The sequence below is a fragment of the Cognatundibacterium rugosum genome, from assembly GCF_014284365.1.
GTDB classification, from domain to species: domain Bacteria; phylum Pseudomonadota; class Gammaproteobacteria; order Burkholderiales; family Burkholderiaceae_D; genus Undibacterium; species Undibacterium rugosum.
Genome location: NZ_JACOGG010000001.1, coordinates 286,531 through 304,232, shown reverse-complemented (window position 1 = coordinate 304,232; position 17,702 = coordinate 286,531). Strand labels below are relative to the sequence as shown.

Annotated in this window: 17 protein-coding genes; 6 read left to right on the top strand and 11 right to left on the bottom strand. The window is 53.3% G+C overall.

What is annotated here, in order from left to right; all coding sequences use genetic code 11:
* Nucleotides 1-637 precede the first annotated feature (637 nt).
* Complete coding sequence (locus H8K47_RS01260) at nucleotides 638-2,338, bottom strand: methyl-accepting chemotaxis protein (RefSeq protein WP_186879605.1); 1,701 nt, start codon at nucleotides 2,336-2,338, stop codon at nucleotides 638-640.
* A 34-nt stretch (nucleotides 2,339-2,372) separates the two neighbouring features.
* Nucleotides 2,373-2,876: a chemotaxis protein CheW gene (locus H8K47_RS01255; protein WP_186879687.1), complete on the bottom strand. Its 504-nt coding sequence runs from the start codon at nucleotides 2,874-2,876 to the stop codon at nucleotides 2,373-2,375.
* Between the two features lie 333 nt (nucleotides 2,877-3,209).
* Here H8K47_RS01255 and H8K47_RS01250 point away from each other — a divergent pair, with 333 nt between their 5' ends.
* On the top strand, nucleotides 3,210-3,512 hold the full coding sequence (locus H8K47_RS01250) for a hypothetical protein (RefSeq protein ID WP_186879604.1): 303 nt from the start codon (nucleotides 3,210-3,212) through the stop codon (nucleotides 3,510-3,512).
* Between the two features lie 245 nt (nucleotides 3,513-3,757).
* Here the strand turns inward: H8K47_RS01250 and H8K47_RS01245 are convergent, their stop codons facing one another.
* Nucleotides 3,758-4,795: an HDOD domain-containing protein gene (locus H8K47_RS01245; RefSeq protein ID WP_186879603.1), complete on the bottom strand. Its 1,038-nt coding sequence runs from the start codon at nucleotides 4,793-4,795 to the stop codon at nucleotides 3,758-3,760.
* A gap of 107 nt (nucleotides 4,796-4,902) precedes the next feature.
* Nucleotides 4,903-6,375 (bottom strand): glycoside hydrolase family 18 protein, encoded by a 1,473-nt coding sequence (locus H8K47_RS01240; RefSeq protein ID WP_186879602.1) that lies wholly within the window; start codon nucleotides 6,373-6,375, stop codon nucleotides 4,903-4,905.
* Here H8K47_RS01240 and H8K47_RS01235 point away from each other — a divergent pair.
* Nucleotides 6,374-6,538 carry a hypothetical protein gene (locus H8K47_RS01235; RefSeq protein ID WP_186879601.1) on the top strand — a complete coding sequence of 55 codons (165 nt, stop codon included), beginning with the start codon at nucleotides 6,374-6,376 and terminating at the stop codon, nucleotides 6,536-6,538. The genes H8K47_RS01240 and H8K47_RS01235 overlap by 2 nt on opposite strands.
* A gap of 17 nt (nucleotides 6,539-6,555) precedes the next feature.
* Nucleotides 6,556-6,768: a SlyX family protein gene (locus H8K47_RS01230; RefSeq protein ID WP_186879600.1), complete on the top strand. Its 213-nt coding sequence runs from the start codon at nucleotides 6,556-6,558 to the stop codon at nucleotides 6,766-6,768.
* A 17-nt stretch (nucleotides 6,769-6,785) separates the two neighbouring features.
* On the opposite strand, the gene H8K47_RS01225 is transcribed toward H8K47_RS01230, so the two are convergent.
* The 4 genes from H8K47_RS01225 to H8K47_RS01210 form a co-directional block, all read right to left on the bottom strand.
* A complete protein-coding gene (locus H8K47_RS01225; RefSeq protein WP_186879599.1) occupies nucleotides 6,786-7,751 on the bottom strand; it encodes an MBL fold metallo-hydrolase in 966 nt (321 codons plus the stop codon).
* A gap of 260 nt (nucleotides 7,752-8,011) precedes the next feature.
* Nucleotides 8,012-8,860: an HDOD domain-containing protein gene (locus tag H8K47_RS01220; RefSeq protein ID WP_186879598.1), complete on the bottom strand. Its 849-nt coding sequence runs from the start codon at nucleotides 8,858-8,860 to the stop codon at nucleotides 8,012-8,014.
* Nucleotides 8,861-8,979: 119 nt separating this feature from the next.
* Complete coding sequence (locus H8K47_RS01215) at nucleotides 8,980-10,659, bottom strand: methyl-accepting chemotaxis protein (RefSeq protein WP_186879597.1); 1,680 nt, start codon at nucleotides 10,657-10,659, stop codon at nucleotides 8,980-8,982.
* 164 nt (nucleotides 10,660-10,823) lie between these two features.
* Nucleotides 10,824-11,834, bottom strand: a complete 1,011-nt coding sequence (locus H8K47_RS01210; RefSeq protein WP_186879596.1) for a GlxA family transcriptional regulator — start codon at nucleotides 11,832-11,834, stop codon at nucleotides 10,824-10,826.
* Nucleotides 11,835-11,965: 131 nt separating this feature from the next.
* Between H8K47_RS01210 and H8K47_RS01205 the strand changes: the two genes are divergently transcribed.
* Both H8K47_RS01205 and H8K47_RS01200 read left to right on the top strand, forming a co-directional pair.
* Nucleotides 11,966-12,394 carry a PaaI family thioesterase gene (locus H8K47_RS01205; RefSeq protein WP_186879595.1) on the top strand — a complete coding sequence of 143 codons (429 nt, stop codon included), beginning with the start codon at nucleotides 11,966-11,968 and terminating at the stop codon, nucleotides 12,392-12,394.
* A gap of 193 nt (nucleotides 12,395-12,587) precedes the next feature.
* Nucleotides 12,588-13,988: a hypothetical protein gene (locus H8K47_RS01200; protein WP_186879594.1), complete on the top strand. Its 1,401-nt coding sequence runs from the start codon at nucleotides 12,588-12,590 to the stop codon at nucleotides 13,986-13,988.
* Between the two features lie 69 nt (nucleotides 13,989-14,057).
* On the opposite strand, the gene H8K47_RS01195 is transcribed toward H8K47_RS01200, so the two are convergent.
* Complete coding sequence (locus H8K47_RS01195) at nucleotides 14,058-14,522, bottom strand: DUF2721 domain-containing protein (protein WP_186879686.1); 465 nt, start codon at nucleotides 14,520-14,522, stop codon at nucleotides 14,058-14,060.
* 325 nt (nucleotides 14,523-14,847) lie between these two features.
* On the opposite strand from H8K47_RS01195, the gene ygiD reads away from it, so the two are divergent.
* Nucleotides 14,848-15,651: a 4,5-DOPA-extradiol-dioxygenase gene (gene ygiD, locus H8K47_RS01190; protein WP_186879593.1), complete on the top strand. Its 804-nt coding sequence runs from the start codon at nucleotides 14,848-14,850 to the stop codon at nucleotides 15,649-15,651.
* Here the strand turns inward: ygiD and H8K47_RS01185 are convergent.
* Entirely contained in the window at nucleotides 15,632-16,969 is a 1,338-nt protein-coding gene (locus tag H8K47_RS01185) for an ATP-binding protein (protein WP_230410131.1), read from the bottom strand. The genes ygiD and H8K47_RS01185 overlap by 20 nt on opposite strands.
* Nucleotides 16,966-17,688, bottom strand: coding sequence for a response regulator (locus H8K47_RS01180; protein WP_186879592.1), 723 nt, complete (start codon nucleotides 17,686-17,688; stop codon nucleotides 16,966-16,968). The genes H8K47_RS01185 and H8K47_RS01180 overlap by 4 nt, the downstream gene beginning before the upstream one ends.
* Nucleotides 17,689-17,702 lie beyond the last annotated feature (14 nt).

The window sequence follows — 17,702 nt, the reverse complement described above, 5'->3', positions numbered from 1 at the left end:
ATTGTACGCGTTGCTCGCCCGGCTCAGGAAAATGCAGGCAGAAATACGCAACTGTAACGGTTCAGCCTAGCAGGACAAAACAGGAAAAAAAGGGGATGCCGGATCGGTATGTCACTGCCGCATCGTCAACGTAAGTGTATGCGGCAGGATCAGTCTGTACAGCGGCAGCTATCCGGCGTGGACTGCCTGGTGGGCGCATGGCCCGTCATGTGCGGCGATAAGACGTTCTAGCGAAAACGCGTCAGCCAGCGGGAACATCAGACGACAAGCTGAATAACAAAGTGGGTACTACGGTTTACATCAACATATTGCATTGCAACATGTGCTTGCAAAAAGCGGCAATCAGTCAGCTAAAGCGGCAGTCAGAATAGCGATAGTTGCAATAATTTGAGTCAGAATAATCAGGCTGATCATGCTATTTCCTTGTGTGGTTGAATGATGTAGCCATGATAGTCATCCGCACTGCAAGAATCCAATGACTTATTCAGATATCAAGTTATGTTATTTGTGAATGTCATTAAGATTTCATATTCTCGATTAATATTTATTGCGTCGCACAAAAAAACAGCAAAAAAAGGGGCGTCTCCGGTGTAGCCGGGACGCCCTGAGCTGAGGAGCTTAAGCGCTTACGCAGACATCAAAACTCTTCCCACTGTCCTTCATCGGCCTTGCTGGACGGGGCGGATGCGCGTTGTGAGGCAGTGCCGCTATGGCTGATGGCGGCCTGCTTTACTTTGGCTGGTGCCACGGCGGCGGGGCGGGCAGGTTTAGCAGCCGTTGACTTGGGTTTGCTGGCAACATTGTTGATGCCATTGACTTTGAATACACTGACTACTTCAGCCAGGCTGGCAGCCTGATCCTGTAGTGAAGCTGCGGCTGCAGCTGCCTGTTCCACCAGCGCTGCATTTTGCTGTGTCGTTTCATCCATCTGGGTGATGGCGATATTGATCTGATCTATGCCTGCCGTTTGTTCCTGGCTCGCAGCGCTGATTTCAGTCACGACATCGGTGACACGGCGCACGCTAGTTACCACTTCCTTGATGGTGGTACCTGCTTCACTGACTAACAATGTGCCCCGTTCGACTTTGCCGACCGAATCATCAATCAAGACTTTGATTTCCTTCGCCGCACTGGCACTACGCTGCGCCAAATTGCGCACTTCGGCTGCCACCACAGCAAAGCCACGTCCCTGTTCACCAGCACGGGCTGCCTCCACGGCAGCATTCAGCGCCAGAATATTGGTCTGAAATGCGATGCCATCGATCACACCGATGATGTCGACAATCTTACGGGCCGACTCATTGATCCCACTCATGGTATCCACCACTTGTGCCACCACGTCGCCACCTTTGATCGCGATTTCCGATGCTGAGACAGCGAGCTGATTCGCCTGGCGCGCATTGTCCGCATTCTGACGTACAGTGCTGGTCAGCTCTTCCATCGACGATGCGGTTTCTTCGAGCGAACCTGCCTGTTGTTCAGTCCGTGAAGACAAATCCATATTACCGGTTGCAATCTCAGTCGAGGCAGCGGCGATATTATCGGTACTGGCACGTACTTGTGACACGATATTGAGCAGGTTGGTATTCATCTCTTTGAGTGCGTACAAGACCTTGCCAGCTTCATCCTGGCTGTGTACTTCAATCTGGCTGGTCAGGTCTCCGCTGGACACAGTTTCAGCAACCTGAACGGCGTGTTCGAGGGAGCCGACTATCTTACGCACCAACAAAGTACCCCATACCACCATCAGGACCAGAGCCAGCACGACGAGGGAGATGGAAAACCAGGTAGCGGAATTGAGTGTAGAGATCGCATCTTCTGCGGATTTTTTACCGAGTGCTGAATTAAAATCCTTGTGCTCATCAAATGCATCCGCCATACCGATTGGTATGGCTTGGTTTGCCAATACAAAATCCCTTGCTTCTTCTCGCTTGCCTTCTGTGGATAAAGCCAGAGCCTTAGTTCGCATGCCAACAAAATTATCATAAGATTTGCGTGCCTTCTCGAGTAAGGCACGGTCTTTGTCATCAGCGACATCGTCTTTTTCATATCGGGCAAAAGAGTCCAATACTTTTTGATGGGATTCATTGATGGATTTGAATATCGCCGCTTTTTTTTCAGCATCTTCTAAAGTGATGTGTTGCCACATTTGCGCACGTGTCTGGGCAGCATACCGAAAAGAAATGCCTAGCTCCAGCAGGCTGGGGACGGTATTCATATTGGAGAAATTGGCTGCAGTATAGATTTTATTCATCTGCATAATTCCATAGCCTGATACGGCGACCAGTACCAGCGAAAAAATGCCGATTAACAGATAAAGGCGCTTGGCGATGCTCATTATTGTCTCCTAATGTATAAATGCGGCTGGGCGGCTAGTGTGTGTGTAAATCAGAGAGGCAGAGTCCCACGTCGTTTGAACTCATGAAAGCGGCAATGTCCATCAAGATCAACATACGTTCCTCTAGCGGCGCCAGCCCGATGAGGAAACTGGCGTCTATCGAAGAGCCCATTTCTGGTGCTGGCCGTATCTGATTCTGGTTCAAGGTAATTACGTCGGACACGTTGTCGACCACCATGCCTAGGGTTTGGCTCTGGATATTGATAATGATGACAACGGTGAACTGGTCATAGACCGGCTTACCCAGCGCAAATTTCATACGCATGTCGATAATTGGCACGATCACACCGCGCAGGTTCATGACCCCCTTCATGAAGTCGGGAGCATTTGCAATCCGTGTCACCGCTTCGTAGCCGCGCAATTCCTGCACTCTTTGGATATCAATACCGTATTCCTCATTGCCTAGGGTGAAGGACAGGAATTCAAGGCACGGACTGGCAGTCAGCTCGTCGGGATCCGATGCAGTTGCGGCGGGCATCGTGCTACTGTTGGCATACTCTTGTAACACAGTGTATCTCCTGTCTGAAGGCAGCATCCTGGAAGGCACTTGGGTAAATTTATACTAGTGCAGAATTCAGGTAATTTCTATGTATTAAAAGTTGATTTTGCGTAATGTCACAAAACGCAGAAAACGCCTGTTGTCTTGGGAATGGCAGTCAGACAGTGTTGTGGGGCGCATACTCAGGACACGTTCAGCGCGAAATTTTGCAGCTTCATTCCCGTCTTTTTACACTTCGTCGCAATGCCCTCGCAGCTTGACAGTGCTTCTTCTACAGTACACACATCAACCAACCACTGAAGGAGAAATAAAATGAAATCCACCATCAAAAACAGCCTGATTCTGAGCATCGCTCTGTGTGCAGGTGTTGCTGCAGTCAGTCAGGCATTTACAACAGAAGTCCGTCCGGCACAGGCTGAAATACAAACCGTGAGCATCGTCGCCAAACGTATGACAGAACAGGAAAAAATCGCTTTCGATACTGACAGCGCAGAAGTTCAGCAAGTGATTGTGGCCGCACGTCGCATGAATGCTGAAGAAAAATTCGCTTACGATCAGCAGTTTTCTGTGAATCAGAAACTGGCACAAAAAAGTGCAAACGGTAAAGCGATCTGAACAGGAACACGCATGCAGAAATTTGATGACATCATGCGCTTATGCGCTACACAAGACACTGTCAGACCCGTCGCCAGAACCCGCAAATGCTGAGTTGTTAAAACAAAGTGATTCGTCGTGCTAAATCAGCGAACAACGGCGTATTTTGCTTTAACAACTTGGCATTATTTATTCTGTTTGAAGAGGAAAATAAAGCGCTTTAAAAATCAGGAAATGCATTTATTTAAAATGCATTGTCACAGATGTCAGCTGATATCCATTGCTGACTGCAATCCGGTGCAGCATGCAAGTAATTGTGGCATTTGCGCGAACATTTTTTCTATTTCTTCAGTCGCCAGGATCTCTGCACGTTGCAGCAAATACAGCTGCGTTAATTGCAGTGCTTGCCGTACGCAGTTGCTGAGTGCTTCGCTGCCTGCCACATCGCTCGCGGCGGGTGTATCCGCTTGCAATACAGCTGCCAGCACGGTTTCAGGAAAATGCCATTGCCGACCTACATGCACAGACAATAATAAAGCCTGTTCCATCAGATTTTGTTGAAAGCGTGCAGAGGCCGGCAGTTGCTGCGTCACGCCGGTCTGGTCTATGGTGCGCAAGGCGATAATGAAACCGACATGGCGTAATAAGCCTGCCAGGAAAGCCGTAAATTCATCGAGTCCACGTTGCAAGGCCAGCAGCCGGCAGGCTTGTGCCGTTTTTTCTGTGTATTCCCAAATCAGCGGTGCCAGTGCATTGGTTAAATGACCGCTCTGAGCTTGTATCAACGGCCGGAATGCATTACGTGCGATCAGCATGCGCAGCCCATTTAAACCCAGCAGTTGTACCGCTTTATCCAGACTGTTAATTTTTTGTGAGCTTTGATAGCAGGAACTGTTCACTTCGGCCATGAGTTCAGCGACCAGTACCACATCTTTGGCAATTTGCTGTGCCAGATCACCGGCTGTGATATTTTCATCACGCAGACTTTTCAACAGTTGCGGCAACACGCTGGGAACACGTGGTATCAGCTGAGAGCCTGATAATTCACTGTGTAACACACGGTCCAGTGCCGCCAATACCGCACGCTCAGTGTAAGGGCTGGGTGCGCCCAGATGTGGACCCAGCATCCACTGGTTGAATTGCGCCAGCTGACGTGCGGGTAATTGCCATTGCAGGCTCAGATCTGGGCTGGGCAATGCAGGTTCAGTGGCGGCAGGCGTAGTCTGAACAGACGCGGTTGCCGGGGAAGTGGCCGCGTCACCCTGGGTCGGTAAGCCAAATAGTCGCAATAACAAAGCTTTCACTGAGTTGTCCGGTTGGCAGTGGGGAGAATGTATCTTAGCTGATAAGCCTTAGCATTTACAAACGCTCATTCAGCGTGCAAACCTGTTCCTGGCGATACCTGGCTGCCTTAGCGAATATCGCAACGCGGATTGCTGGCAAGCGGCCGGTATACAAGCGCTGCGGGATGCACGTGTAACTGACAGCTTTGCTGATATAGCGCGCTGTGTAGCTGGCCTAGCAGTGTTGTTTGCTGTGCGTCCTGACCCAGATGCCAGAACATGGCGCCGGCCAGACCCTGATGACGTAAATAGGCGACCTTGGCCTGGACTGCGCGCGCGTCGTCAGCACTCACAAAAATATGCTGTTGCGGATGCCACAGCCAGCTGGCATGGCTGATGTCGGAATACTGTGGCTGATAACCGTAGCCACCCGCCAGCATGGCTTGCAGATCCGCATACGCAGGCAGGCGCGGATCGCCGCGCTGTACGCAGCTTGGGCAACCGGTCAGTAAGCTGACGTCACCCTGATACTGATCGCCGGCCGGCGTCACAAAACGCTGGTGCAGTCCCTGCTTGTCAGCACCAACCTGAAACAAGGCGCGCCCGTAAAATGGAAAACCCAGCACCAGCTTATGCGCTGGCACACCTGCCACCAGATATTGCTGAACTGCGGCATCCACCGTCAAGGCAAAACGTGCCGGAAAATCCTGCTCCAGTTGCGCCGCCGTCAGCTTGTTTGCTGCCAGCGTACGCAAGGGATTGTCATACAATGCCTCAGCAGGATCACCAAACAAATGCGCCTGATGATTGCTGAGCTTTTCCCAACTGCCATTCAAATCGTAAGTCATGAGGTTGATGTAATCGACACTGGCTGCGATCGCAGGCCAGGCCGCATACGTACGCGCCATATTGAAAGCACCACCGGCCGCAGCGATGGTCAGCTGATAGGGGCGCGCGCGGTGGCGGCCAGCCTGGTTCAGCGCCTGCCGGAACTCACGTAATAAGTCGGTAAACGCAACGGCATCCTGTGCCCGTGGATATTCCCAATCAATATCCACCCCGTCAAAGCGATAGCGCTGCATCAGGCTGACGCAAGAGCGTATCAGCTTGCTGCGTGCCTCCGGCGTGGCTGCTGCCTGGCGGTAGCGTTCTACATCCGGGTTGTCATCATTGGTATGGGTCCAGCCACCGAGTGAATACAGGATGCGCAAGCCGGGCTGATGCCGTTTCAACGCCTGCAACTGGGCCAGCGCGCGTGCTGCCTGACGTACATCGGTACCGGTTTCAAAATCGCATTCGCCTTTGGCATTGATATCCATAAACGCAAAATTGATATGCGTTAGCTGCCGTGCTACTTCCGGCCGTATATCGCTGGCGCGCAGGCTGCCGTTTTGCTGCCCCGCGAGTTGCGCAGGTTCGAGTAAAAAATAGCCTATGATCACCGGCGAGCCAATGCTGCCTTGCACCTCAGTCGGGGTGTCAGTTTGCGTGCTTGCTGTGGGGCTGAGCGGCTGCGCATCAGCATAATCAGCGCTGTACAAAGCACAGCTCAACAGGGTGACCAGTAAGGACCGGCGGTGTAAGAAGGACAGGATATTCATGCGCTCAGGATGCAAGCTGGAGCGTATCCGGTCAACAGGTTTTTCCTGCTCAGGCAGCAGCGTACATCGCGCTGCCGCTTCGCACTATGACGATCAGCCAAACGCAGAACGTGTCAGCATGAACTGGTATGGCATACTGTGCGCCTTGTATCCCACTACATAGAGAGCGCAGAGAGCAATATGAGCACCGAAGAACGTTTAATCGACCTGGAAATACGCCTGTCGCGGCAGGATGATCTGGTCGATACCCTTAATACCCAAGTCTATCGTCAGCAAAAAAAGATCGATGAACTGGAAGCCCTATGCACCGCGATGGCCCAGCGCCTGCGCGAACTGGCGGTGACGGCAGCGCAGCGGCAACCGGTCATGGACGAACGGCCACCGCATTATTGATTCAGGCCTGTTAAGACTTAATTGCCCGGTGCGTAGTTGATCGGGGTGAATGCATACGCCTTGTTCTCAGCGCGTACATAACCCAGACCCGGGAAAGACAAATGCGCAGCGCCGATCAGGTCACCGGATTTAGCCGCCTGTGCATAGGCCAGTTTGCGCTGAGCCGCTGCAGCTTTGCTGTCCGTGTCAAACTGTATAGTGACGGCCGGGTTAGCAAACTGAACTGCTGCCACATGCATCAGGTCGCCCCACAACACCAGATTCTGACCTTTGCTGCTGATGGTGTAGATGGTGTGACCCGCAGTGTGACCGTGCGTGGCCGTGGCTGTGATGCCGGGCTGCAGCTCGGTATTACCTTCAAAGGCTTTGAACTTGCCCGCCTTGATATAAGGATTGATGGAAGCCATCGCACCCTGGAAAAAGCCTTTGCTGTCTTGCGGCGCCTTATCCAGATTGGCCTGGCTCAGCCAGAAATCCACATCATGTTGATCTGCGCGTACGACGGCGTTAGGAAACACCACGCTGTCACCCTGCATCAGACCACCGACATGATCCGGATGCATGTGCGTGATATAGATTTCATCGACTTGTTCCGGGCTGTAGCCTGCCGCTTTCAGATTCGCCTGCAATTTACCCAGGGTAGGACCAAACAGACTGCCGGCACCGGCATCGATCAGGATCAGCTTACTGCCGGTATTGATCAGATAGCCGTTGACCGAGGTTTCCAGCGGGCTGTGTTGATGGGACTTATGTAAGGCCTTGCTGACTTGTTCTGGGCTGGTATTGGTCAGCAGTTTTTCGACTGGCAAAGCCACTGTGCCATCGGATAAGGCGGTGACTTCAAATTCACCAACCATGGTGCGGTAGTAGCCGGGAGCCGCGGTTTTGACCTGCGGTGCGGCCGCATAACTTTGACTCGCAGGCAGCGCCAATGCGGTCAGAATGGCAAATAGGCTGGTGCGGAGTTGACGGGATACTGGCATTCTTCATCCTTCCGAAAACGAGGTTTTCAAAACGCAGCCCTGCCGGATGGGTGGGCTTGCGGTGTTCGAGCCTGCTTGAATCCGTAGGGAAAGGGGGAAAACAGTCGCATGACGTAGTTGCGTCCCGCTGTCAGTGACTACACTGCTGCATGGGTTGCGCCTGGTCCTGCAATTGTTTTGCCGCTTTCGCACACGTAATTTAAGTGCTGTCAGGCTCTGGGATTATGCCTAAGATATCAAAACTTTGCCGGCGGTGCGCTTCAGCTCAGCAGTGATTGCAGCAGGGACTGTGTTTCACTGCTGGTTTGTTGCAGTAAGTCACGCAGGCTGTGCTGCTCCAGTACGCAGTCGGCACTGATACGTGCTGCTTCTATCTGTTCCGGCGTGCGCGGATCGATGGGGGATGGTGCCGGACTCAGATCATTGGCTGCGATTAAAATTTCACCCAGATTGGCCGGTGGCAGCGCGCGTGCACCGTACCATAGTACCTCGATGGCAGACAGCACGCGTTTAGGTACCATCAGTTTATGCAGTACCGCACGACCTATGAAAATTTCATGGGACTCATCCAGCTCATGGCTGGGTGGGCATGGCGTTTCATCCAGTAAAGCCGGAAATTCTTCGGCACGTGACAGCAGATAGAAACCGCCTACCTCATGCACGATACCGGTGAACATCGCAGTTTCCGGATCGGACAGTGTGACATGCTTGGCCAGACAATAAGACAATGCCGCCACGTGTGCGCTGTGCAGCCACAGGCTTTCCATTTTGTGCCGTATCACGGGTTCGGTGATCTGATGGCTGATCTGGCGCATGATGACTGCCGCCACCACAGAGCGTAAGGTACTGAATCCTAAAATCGAGACGGCAGTACGGATGTTAGTCACGCCGCCGCCAAAGCGGCTGTAGGCAACGGAATTGGCAATTGCGACCACGCGTGCCGCCATCAGCGGTTCTCTCATGATCAGGCGAGCGGCTGCTTCTATACCGCAATCTGGATCGTCGAGTGCCTGCTGGATGTGCAGACTGGCTTGCACATGGGTGGGAAACACCAGTTCCCCGCTTTGTGTTTCGGCGATGATGTGCTTGAATGCTTGGGACTTATTCATGTTCTTTCAACAGACTCAGGCAGATATTTCCAGCTTGGCTAAATCAGGGGGCCGGCATCGCCCGATGCCGGATCTCCGCTGAGTGACTGTCTACTGGTGGCTACGCGCGCAGCGTTGGCTCAATCCTTATGAAATCCTAATACTTTTACTAATTTACCTGCAGCGCCGGATAGTACGCCTTGCTGCGCTTGTGACGTGGCATGACTGACGCGCTGCGCGGCTGCCGTGCGGATGGCAGGCCGTGTTCCCTGAGCCTGGTTCAGTTTAAATGCTGATACCACACGTGCCAGACTACCTGCCTGTTCTTCCATGCTCTCGGCAGCAGCTGCGGCTTGTTCAACCAGGGCTGCATTTTGCTGTGTCATTTCATCCATCTGCGTGATTGCGCGATTGACTTCTTCTATGCCCGCGCTTTGTTCCTGACCAGCGGCCGTGATCTCCGCCATGATGTCAGCCACGTGGCGTACCGACGTGACGATTTCATCCATGGTTTGTCCAGCCGCATCCACCAGCTTGCCACCGGCGTCGACTTTTTCGACCGAGTCTCCGATCAGGGTTTTAATTTCTTTTGCTGCACTTGCGCTGCGTTGTGCAAGATTGCGGACTTCGGAAGCAACAACGGCAAAACCTCTGCCCTGTTCTCCGGCCCTTGCAGCTTCTACGGCTGCATTTAAAGCGAGGATATTGGTTTGGAAGGCAATTCCATCAATCACACTGATGATGTCGACTATTTTACGCGAACTTTCTTTGATCGAGTTCATGGTATCGACGACTTTTCCTACCTCTTCCCCACCCTTGATAGCAAATTGAGAAGCCGAAGTGACCAGTGTGTTTGCCTGTTTTGCATTATCTGCATTTTGGCGCACGGTAGCTGTGATCTGTTCCATAGAACTGGCGGTTTCTTCGATTGCACCCGCCTGGGTTTCGGTACGCGATGACAGATCGGTATTGCCGGTAGAAATTTCACCGGAGGCCGTCGCAATGGCGTCGGTACCTTGCCGCACTTCGCTGACGATACGGAATAAATTATCGTTCATGTCTTTTAAGGCATTCAGCAATTCACTGATTTCATCACTGCCTTCGGCTATTTGATGATGTGACAATTCTCCTGCTGCGACTTGTTGTGCAATCTGCACCGCTTCCTGTAAAGGCGTGGTGATACTGCGCGTCATGAACAAAGAAAAAGCCGCTCCCAGTAATACGATCACGCCACCAAACGTGAACAAAACCAGGGTCAGTCGTTTACCGCTGGTCTCTGCGACTATGCTCAGTGCATCAGCCGCCTGATCCTGAATTTCAACCAGGCGATTGATTTCCAGCAGGGATTTTTGCTGCAAAGGATCGATCTGGGTGGCGATCACTTTAACGGCTTCTTCACCATTGAAAGACAGCAGCATTTTGAATGCTTCTTTGGTTGGTGCATCGACCTGGGTATCCAGATCTGTGACGGTTTGCAGAATTTTTTGTTCATCTGCTGAGACACCGAGTGCTGTGAATTTGTCACGTGACTCCAGGAAGCGGGTACGTTGATTTTTGACCAGCACTTTTTGTTTTTCGAGTTCGCTCAGATCACTTTGCAGACCGATATTGCGAATCGCGATACCACCTTCCAGCAAGGCAGTTTTCATGCTTGCCGCGAGCGTCGATTTGGCTTTGGCGGCGGCCAGTCCCTGCGACATTTGCTGACGATTGCGCGAACTCAATACATTATCAACCACCAGTATCAGAACCAGACTGGCGAGAATGACACTAAAACCGATCGCGAGCCGGGTACCGATGCGCAAATGACGTAAATTCATACTGACTCCTGGTGAAGGTAAATCCGGCCCCGTGTTCCTCCATCCTGACTAAGTTCGGACAGTGGTCTGGTGTAATGTCTTCATAATATGCCATAAGAATCACGATGCAATACTGCAATTGTTGCGCAAGGTTAACGCAACTTGCAGCAATCATGACGAAGTGTTCAGGCTTTGTTGTTGGCAAGGTGGCGCCAGGCTGACGGGCTGCAGTCATAGCTGCGGCGAAACAGACGACGGAATGCGCTGCTGTCCTGGTAACCGATGCGCAATGCGATGTCATCCAGGCTCAGATCGGTTTGCTCTAACAAGCGGCGCGCCACTTCGAGCTTGAGCCTTTGTGCATACTTGCCGGGAGTGGTATTGAGCAGCTGAGAAAAACGGCGGATGACCGTTCTTTCACTAACCGCCAGATGCTGCGCCAGCGCGGTCAGGCTAAATGCTTGTTTCTGGTGTCGGGTCAGCCACAGGTGCGCACGTTGTATCAGTGCATCCTCCGGTACATTGTCGACGGGATAGTGCTGCTGCGTCTGTACATAGGGAAGCTGTGACTGCCGTTGCGCATCGATCAGCAAAGTGCTGGCCAGTTGTGTCGCCAGTTCCACACCGCCAAACTGTACGATCAAATGATGTGCCAGCTGCAGATAGGCCGTTGCAGCACCGGTAGTGATCAGACCTGCATCATTGACCAGCATGTCAGCAACCTGCAGCGTGGTATCCGGAAATTCCTGATGAAACTGATATTCCAGCCACCAGGGGACGGTCGCTTTACGCTGTTGTAGTAAGCCGGCATCCGCCAGTAAAAAAACGGCGCTGCAGTGCGCTGCGATCAGACAGGATTCGGCATGGCGTTCGCGTAGCATGCTGTGTAAAGGCTGCAACTGCTGGCGCACATCGCGAAAAGCCCGCATACCATGGCCGACAAACAGCCCCGGCAGCAACACCAGATCCGGCGGCGGTCCGCTGCCTATGCGGCCATCACAGTTGAGCCGCAAGCCGGACGAGCATTGAACGGCTTGTCCATCCAGCGAATGCAGTGACCAGCTGAACAGCGTGGCGCGCGGCGTTGTATGGCCTGCCTGCGCCATCGCATTGGCGATATGCAGCAGATCGGTCATACCGGTGACGGCAGAACCCATGCACTGAGGGTAGAGCCAGAATTCGATGTGTGTCGTCATAGGCTGTTTTTTGTGTACAATTTTTGGCGGTTTGAGCACGATAATAGTCAATACTGACACTTCAAAGCCATACACACAATGTTTACAATGCGCTTCAGGCATTTTCGCCAGCAAACACCGAAGGAATCCGCATGTCCGCTCAAGTTACTTTGTCCTCCGAACAATTAAATCAAATCGGTGCCGCTTACTTGCCCGGTCATCTGGGCATACGGATTTTGTCGGTCAGTCCAGGTGCGGTCAGCGCAGAGCTGGATGTATTGCCACACCTGATGGCGCCGAACGGCTTTCTACATGCCGGCAGTGTGGTGACGCTGGCTGATACTGCCTGTGGCTACGGCTGTATGGCAACGTTGCCGGAAGGCGCGACCAGCTTCACCACGATAGAACTGAAGTCGAATCATTTGGGTACGGCCCGCAGTGGCCGTATTCAGGTCAGCGCCAAAGCTACGCATTTGGGACGCACGACCCAGTTGTGGGATGCAGAAGTCAGCTACGAAGGAAAAGTCATTGCCTTGTTTCGCTGCACCCAGATGATTCTGTACCCAAAACCAAGTAAATAAGCATTGACCGGGCCAGTCTGAAACCGCCTGCGGCGGATTTGCGGCAGACTTACGACGAATTAACAGTTTGCAAACGCCAGCCGGGGGCTTGCTCTATTACAATGGGGATTTCCGCAGCGAGATTGGCTATACATGCCATCGGTGCCGTCTGCGTGTATCCTGTAACGTGATTTGCAACCTCCCCGGAGCCAGCGTGAACCCTAAAAATCGTCTCGCCAGTATTGCCTTATCGACTCTCAGCACACTGACCCTGTGTGCTTGTGGCGGCAGCAGTGGCAGCAGTTCCGCTGCGGCGGATAACAGCGCTGTGAGCGTCACTGTGCCCGTGCCAGCCACAGTCTCAGTGGGTGATCCTTTGAGCTTCACCGGTAAAGCGGCCAGCAGCGCCGGAGCTATCACTAAGTTGTACTGGCAAATCGAAACCCTGACCCTGGGTGCTGATTCCGTCACAGGTGTCAGTAATGCGGATTGTAAAACCGTGACCACAGACAGCAATGGCACCAACTGCGTGCTGAGTCTGACGCCACCGGCCAAACTGATTTCGGATGTCACGTATAAGCTGAGTTTTTTCGCGGTCGATGCCAAGGGCAATCAAAGCAATAGCTTTACCACGCTCAAAGTCTTGCAGGCTGCCTCTGTCACCAATAATCCCAGCGTCAAAGTCGGTGCCGATACCACGGTGACTTCGGGCGACAAAGTCAGCCTGAGCTGTAGCGGCAGCGGTGGTACACCGGCAACCAGCGGTAATGCCTACGCCTATCAGTGGGTGGTCAGTGATGCCGCTGGCCTGACAATGAGCCTGACCAATCCTGCCACGGCAACGGCCAGTTTTGTCGCGCCGGTAGTGACTCAAAGCACCACGGTGAAACTGCAATGCCGCGTCACTGATGACAAACAGCGTACCGGCACAGCCACGCAGAGCATTACGATTAATCCTGTCGTTAAACCCACCGTAGTGGCGATCTCCACCAGCGGTGGCAATGTACAGCCGGGTGCCAGCGCCAGCCTGGATGGCAGCAAATCCACCATGTACGATGTGAATGGCAAGGAAGTGACTGGCCAGGCCATGTATTTCCTGTGGCAGTATAAATCCGGCCCGACCGGCGCTACCCCGCTGACCATTTACAATGCGGGTTCCAGCGTTGCCAGTGTGGTGTTCCCGGCTGTGGTGACGACACCGACTTCGTACACCTTCACCCTGAATGTTTCAACCGCACCGATCGCCGCCGATGGCAGTTCGGCTGATCCGGTCAAACAACGTGATGTGGCTTTCTTTGTGAGCGCCTTGCCGGCCATTAATGTGACTTCCTACAATCTGGTGCAGTCCGTCAATAGCGGTGCCAGTGTGCAGCTGAAAGCAGAAACGCCGTCTAATACTAACTCAACGGTGCCAATTTATTTTGGCTGGACCCAGATCAGCGGTCCCACTGTGGCATTGGCCGGTTCCGGATCGCAGATTGCAGCTTTTTTTGCCCCCACAGTGACAGCGCCGACGACGTTGCAGTTCCGTGTCTCAGCCGGTTATTATCCGGTGACGGTGGCCAATCCGGGTAGCGCCAGTGCAGATCTGATCGTGCAGGTGTTACCGAATTAAACGCTATCTGATCTATAAAAAACAACGGGCAGCCTCTTGGCTGCCCGTTGTTTTTTGATGATATCGCGATCAGGTCTGACGTGACAGACGGCGGATTTTATCGCGCTGATGCTGGCGCGAGAGTGTTTTGGTCGCAACAAAAATCTCGCGCATGAAATAAATAAAACTACCGATCAACGAAAAAATTCCGCCAACGAATAAAGCCGCAATCCACTTATCCAGCGCCAGTCCGGTCGCATCGCCTGTGAATAACAAGGCAATCACCAGACAGACCAGCAATCCGGTGGTGGTGCTCAGGGTAATCGCACGGTTGATCAGGTGTGAACGCTGGTATAACTCTTCGAGCTCGGTTTCCAGATCTTCCGCATGGTCAGGATTCTTTTGCAGTAACTCCTCCACTACCCTGGCCCGGTCGATGATGCGTGCCAGCCGGCTGGTCAGCACGCCCAGCTTGGTACCCACACCGGTCAGCAGGAAAACCGGCGCAATCGCCAGCTGAATAATATGGCTGACATCACCGAGTTGCAGATTGATCATAAACACGTATCCTTTCTTTCTTGTATATAGTGCTTGCCTAGGGCCTGTTAACATTTAAATTATGTGTGCGAAAGGGGTAAAACGATGCAGGGCGAGGCGCAGCCCGCGCAGCAGTGTGATCACTGTCAGCGGGTTGCAACAACGCCATGTGGTTGTTTTCTCCCTTTCCCTCCGGGTTCAAGCCAAAACCCGCGCGGGATTGGGTTGCGTGTCTTGCCAGCCCACGTTTTGGCTTGAACGCATCTCGCAATTTAAATGTTAACAGGCCCTAGACCGCAGTTTGCAATTTGATCTGCATCTTAACGCAATTCAGGAGAATTGGATGTCCGTTCCATCCCGTATGCCCGTCATGTTTATCGGTCATGGCAGCCCGATGAATGCACTCGAGCACAATCGTTTTACCGCCAGCTGGCAAGCCTTAGGCCAGCGCTTTCCGGCACCGCGTGCCATTCTGATGATTTCTGCGCACTGGATGACCCAGGGCCTGGCGATCACGGCGATGCCAGCGCCGCGTACCATCCATGATTTTGGCGGTTTCCCGCCCGAGTTATTTGCGGCACGCTATCCGGCTCCGGGTGATCCGCTGCTGGCGCAGCAGATCGCTGAACAGTTAGCGCCGTTTGTCAGGCCAGCGGTGGTAACGCTGGATCAGGAATGGGGACTGGATCATGGCGCCTGGTCGGTGCTGTTGCCTATGTATCCGGCAGCGCAAATCCCAGTGTTGCAGCTGAGTCTGGATCTGTCGCAGCCTGCGGCTTGGCATTTCGCTCTCGGCAAACAACTGGCTGCTTTACGTGATCAGGGCGTACTGCTGATGGGTAGCGGTAATGTGGTACACAATTTGCGCCGGCTGGTGATGCAGGATGCCGGATATGACTGGGCACAGCAATTCGAAAACACGGTAGAGCAGGCAATAGTGCAGCGTGACTGGGACGCGTTAATCCATTACGAACAGCATGGCAATCCGGCCTTGTGGTCGATACCGACCAGCGAACATTACCTGCCTTTGCTCAGCATACTGGGTGCAGTTGCTGACGATGATGTGCTGGAGATCGTGAATCAGGGTGTCACGATGGGCGCGATCAGCATGTTGTCGCTGATCGCTGTCACTGCAAAGGCAGACTGAGCCTGACTTCCAGCCCCTGTGGCGAGAGATTGCGTAATTGCAGGGTGCCCTGATGTTGCTGCGCGATATTCTGGGCAATGGTCATGCCCAGACCGGTACCGCCGGAGTCGCGTGAGCGTGAAGTCTCTAGCCGGAAGAAAGGTTCAAACACCTGCTGTTGGTATTCTTCCGGTATGCCCGGTCCACCATCACGGACCAGCACATGCACCTGGTGCTGTTGCTGGCTGTGTTCCAGGCTGACCTCAGCGAAATGACCATATTTCACTGCATTGTCGATCAGGTTGGTCAGACAGCGGCGTAAAGCCTGCGGCCTGGCCAGCACGATATAGCCGGGCTGACCACTGAAGCGCACATCCTGTCCGGCATCCACCGCATCGGTACACACACTGTCCAGCAACGAGTGCAGGTCCAGTACGCTGCGCTGTTCCTGGCTATCCATACTGCGTGCCAGATCCAGACCTTCCCGTATCATCATCTGCATCGCTGACAAATCGCCGATCAGACGGTCTTTTAAATCTGTATCCTGCACTTTTTCCAGCCGTAGCCGTAAGCGTGTGAGCGGCGTTTGTAAGTCATGGGTGATTGCGGCCAGCATATGCGTACGCTGCGCAATGTGTTGTCGGATCTGAGCCTGCATCGCATTAAAAGCACGTGTCGCTTGCCGGATTTCGCTGCTGCCCTGCTCATTCAGGGCGGGACGATTGATATCCTGACCCAGTGCGCTGGCAGCCGCAGCCATTTGCTGTAAAGGGCGCATCGTCATACGTGCGATCAGATAAGCCAAAATACCGATGCTGATAATCAGAATCATCAGATACTGGATAAAGTCTTGCCGTACCGGTGGCGGTGGGGTACGCGGTGGCATGACCACCAGCTTCAGTGTGGTACCGTCATTGAGTGTGATGCCCAGCGCTTCACATTGCAGGCGACGCTTTTGTTTATCGCGTAAATCGTGGGGGCAGGATTCGTCAGCGGCCTCCGCCAGCGAGTACACTGCAAAATTCTTCCCCAGCCTTTCGCTAACTGCGCGTGCGTATTCTGTGCGTGGCAAACCGGTGTTACTGTGGTTGGTCAGCTTGGTTACCTGCAAACCCAGCCGTGGTGCGGTCGCCAGAAACTGGGCACGGTTTTCGGTCGGCAGCACATCAAGTGCACGGACCAGCTGTTCGACGCGGTCTATCGTATGGGATTCGCGGAACTGGCTCAGTGTTTTTTCACGCTCGCCCAGCGCCAGCCAGCTGGTCAGGCCAGCTGTTACCGTCACGCCTAGCAGGAGCAGGGCAAATACCCGCCCCCACATTGACGCCAGGATGTTCATGCATATTCCGTGCTGACTGTCATCGCCAGCACATAGCCACCATTCCTGACAGTTTTGATGATTTGCGGCGATCTCGCATCTTCACGCAGTTTCTGACGCAGACGACTGATCTGGATATCGATAGAGCGGTCAAAAGGATCTGCGTCACGGCCATGCGTCATGTTGAGTAACTGATCGCGGTTCATGACCCGGTTAGGATGTTCAAGGAAGATACTCAGCATTTTGAATTCAGCACCGGACAGTGAAATGACCGTTCCTTCCGGGCTCAGCAAATGGCGCGCCGTGGTATCGAGCGTCCATTCGCCGAAGACATATTTGCGCGGACCCAGCTGGTCAGGCTGTTGTGGGGTGTGAGCACGCCGCAATACACTGCGTATGCGCGCCAGCAATTCACGTGGCTCAAAGGGTTTAGGCAGATAATCATCCGCACCCATTTCCAGCCCGATAATCCGGTCCAGTGGTTCACTGCGCGCAGTCAGCATAATGACTGGCAAATTGGATTTCCCACGTAGCGTACGGCACAGCGTGAGCCCATCATCGCCAGGCAAATTCAGATCCAGCACGATCAGCTCAAAGTGTTGCTCGGCCAGCGCAGCCCACATACCTTTACCATCGGCGACCATGGTCGCCTGGTAGCCGTTATCGTTCAGGTAATCCGCTAACAGGCTGCGGATGTCGTGATCGTCGTCGACGATTAAAATTTTCTGTTTGGTATCCATAAGCATGATTATGC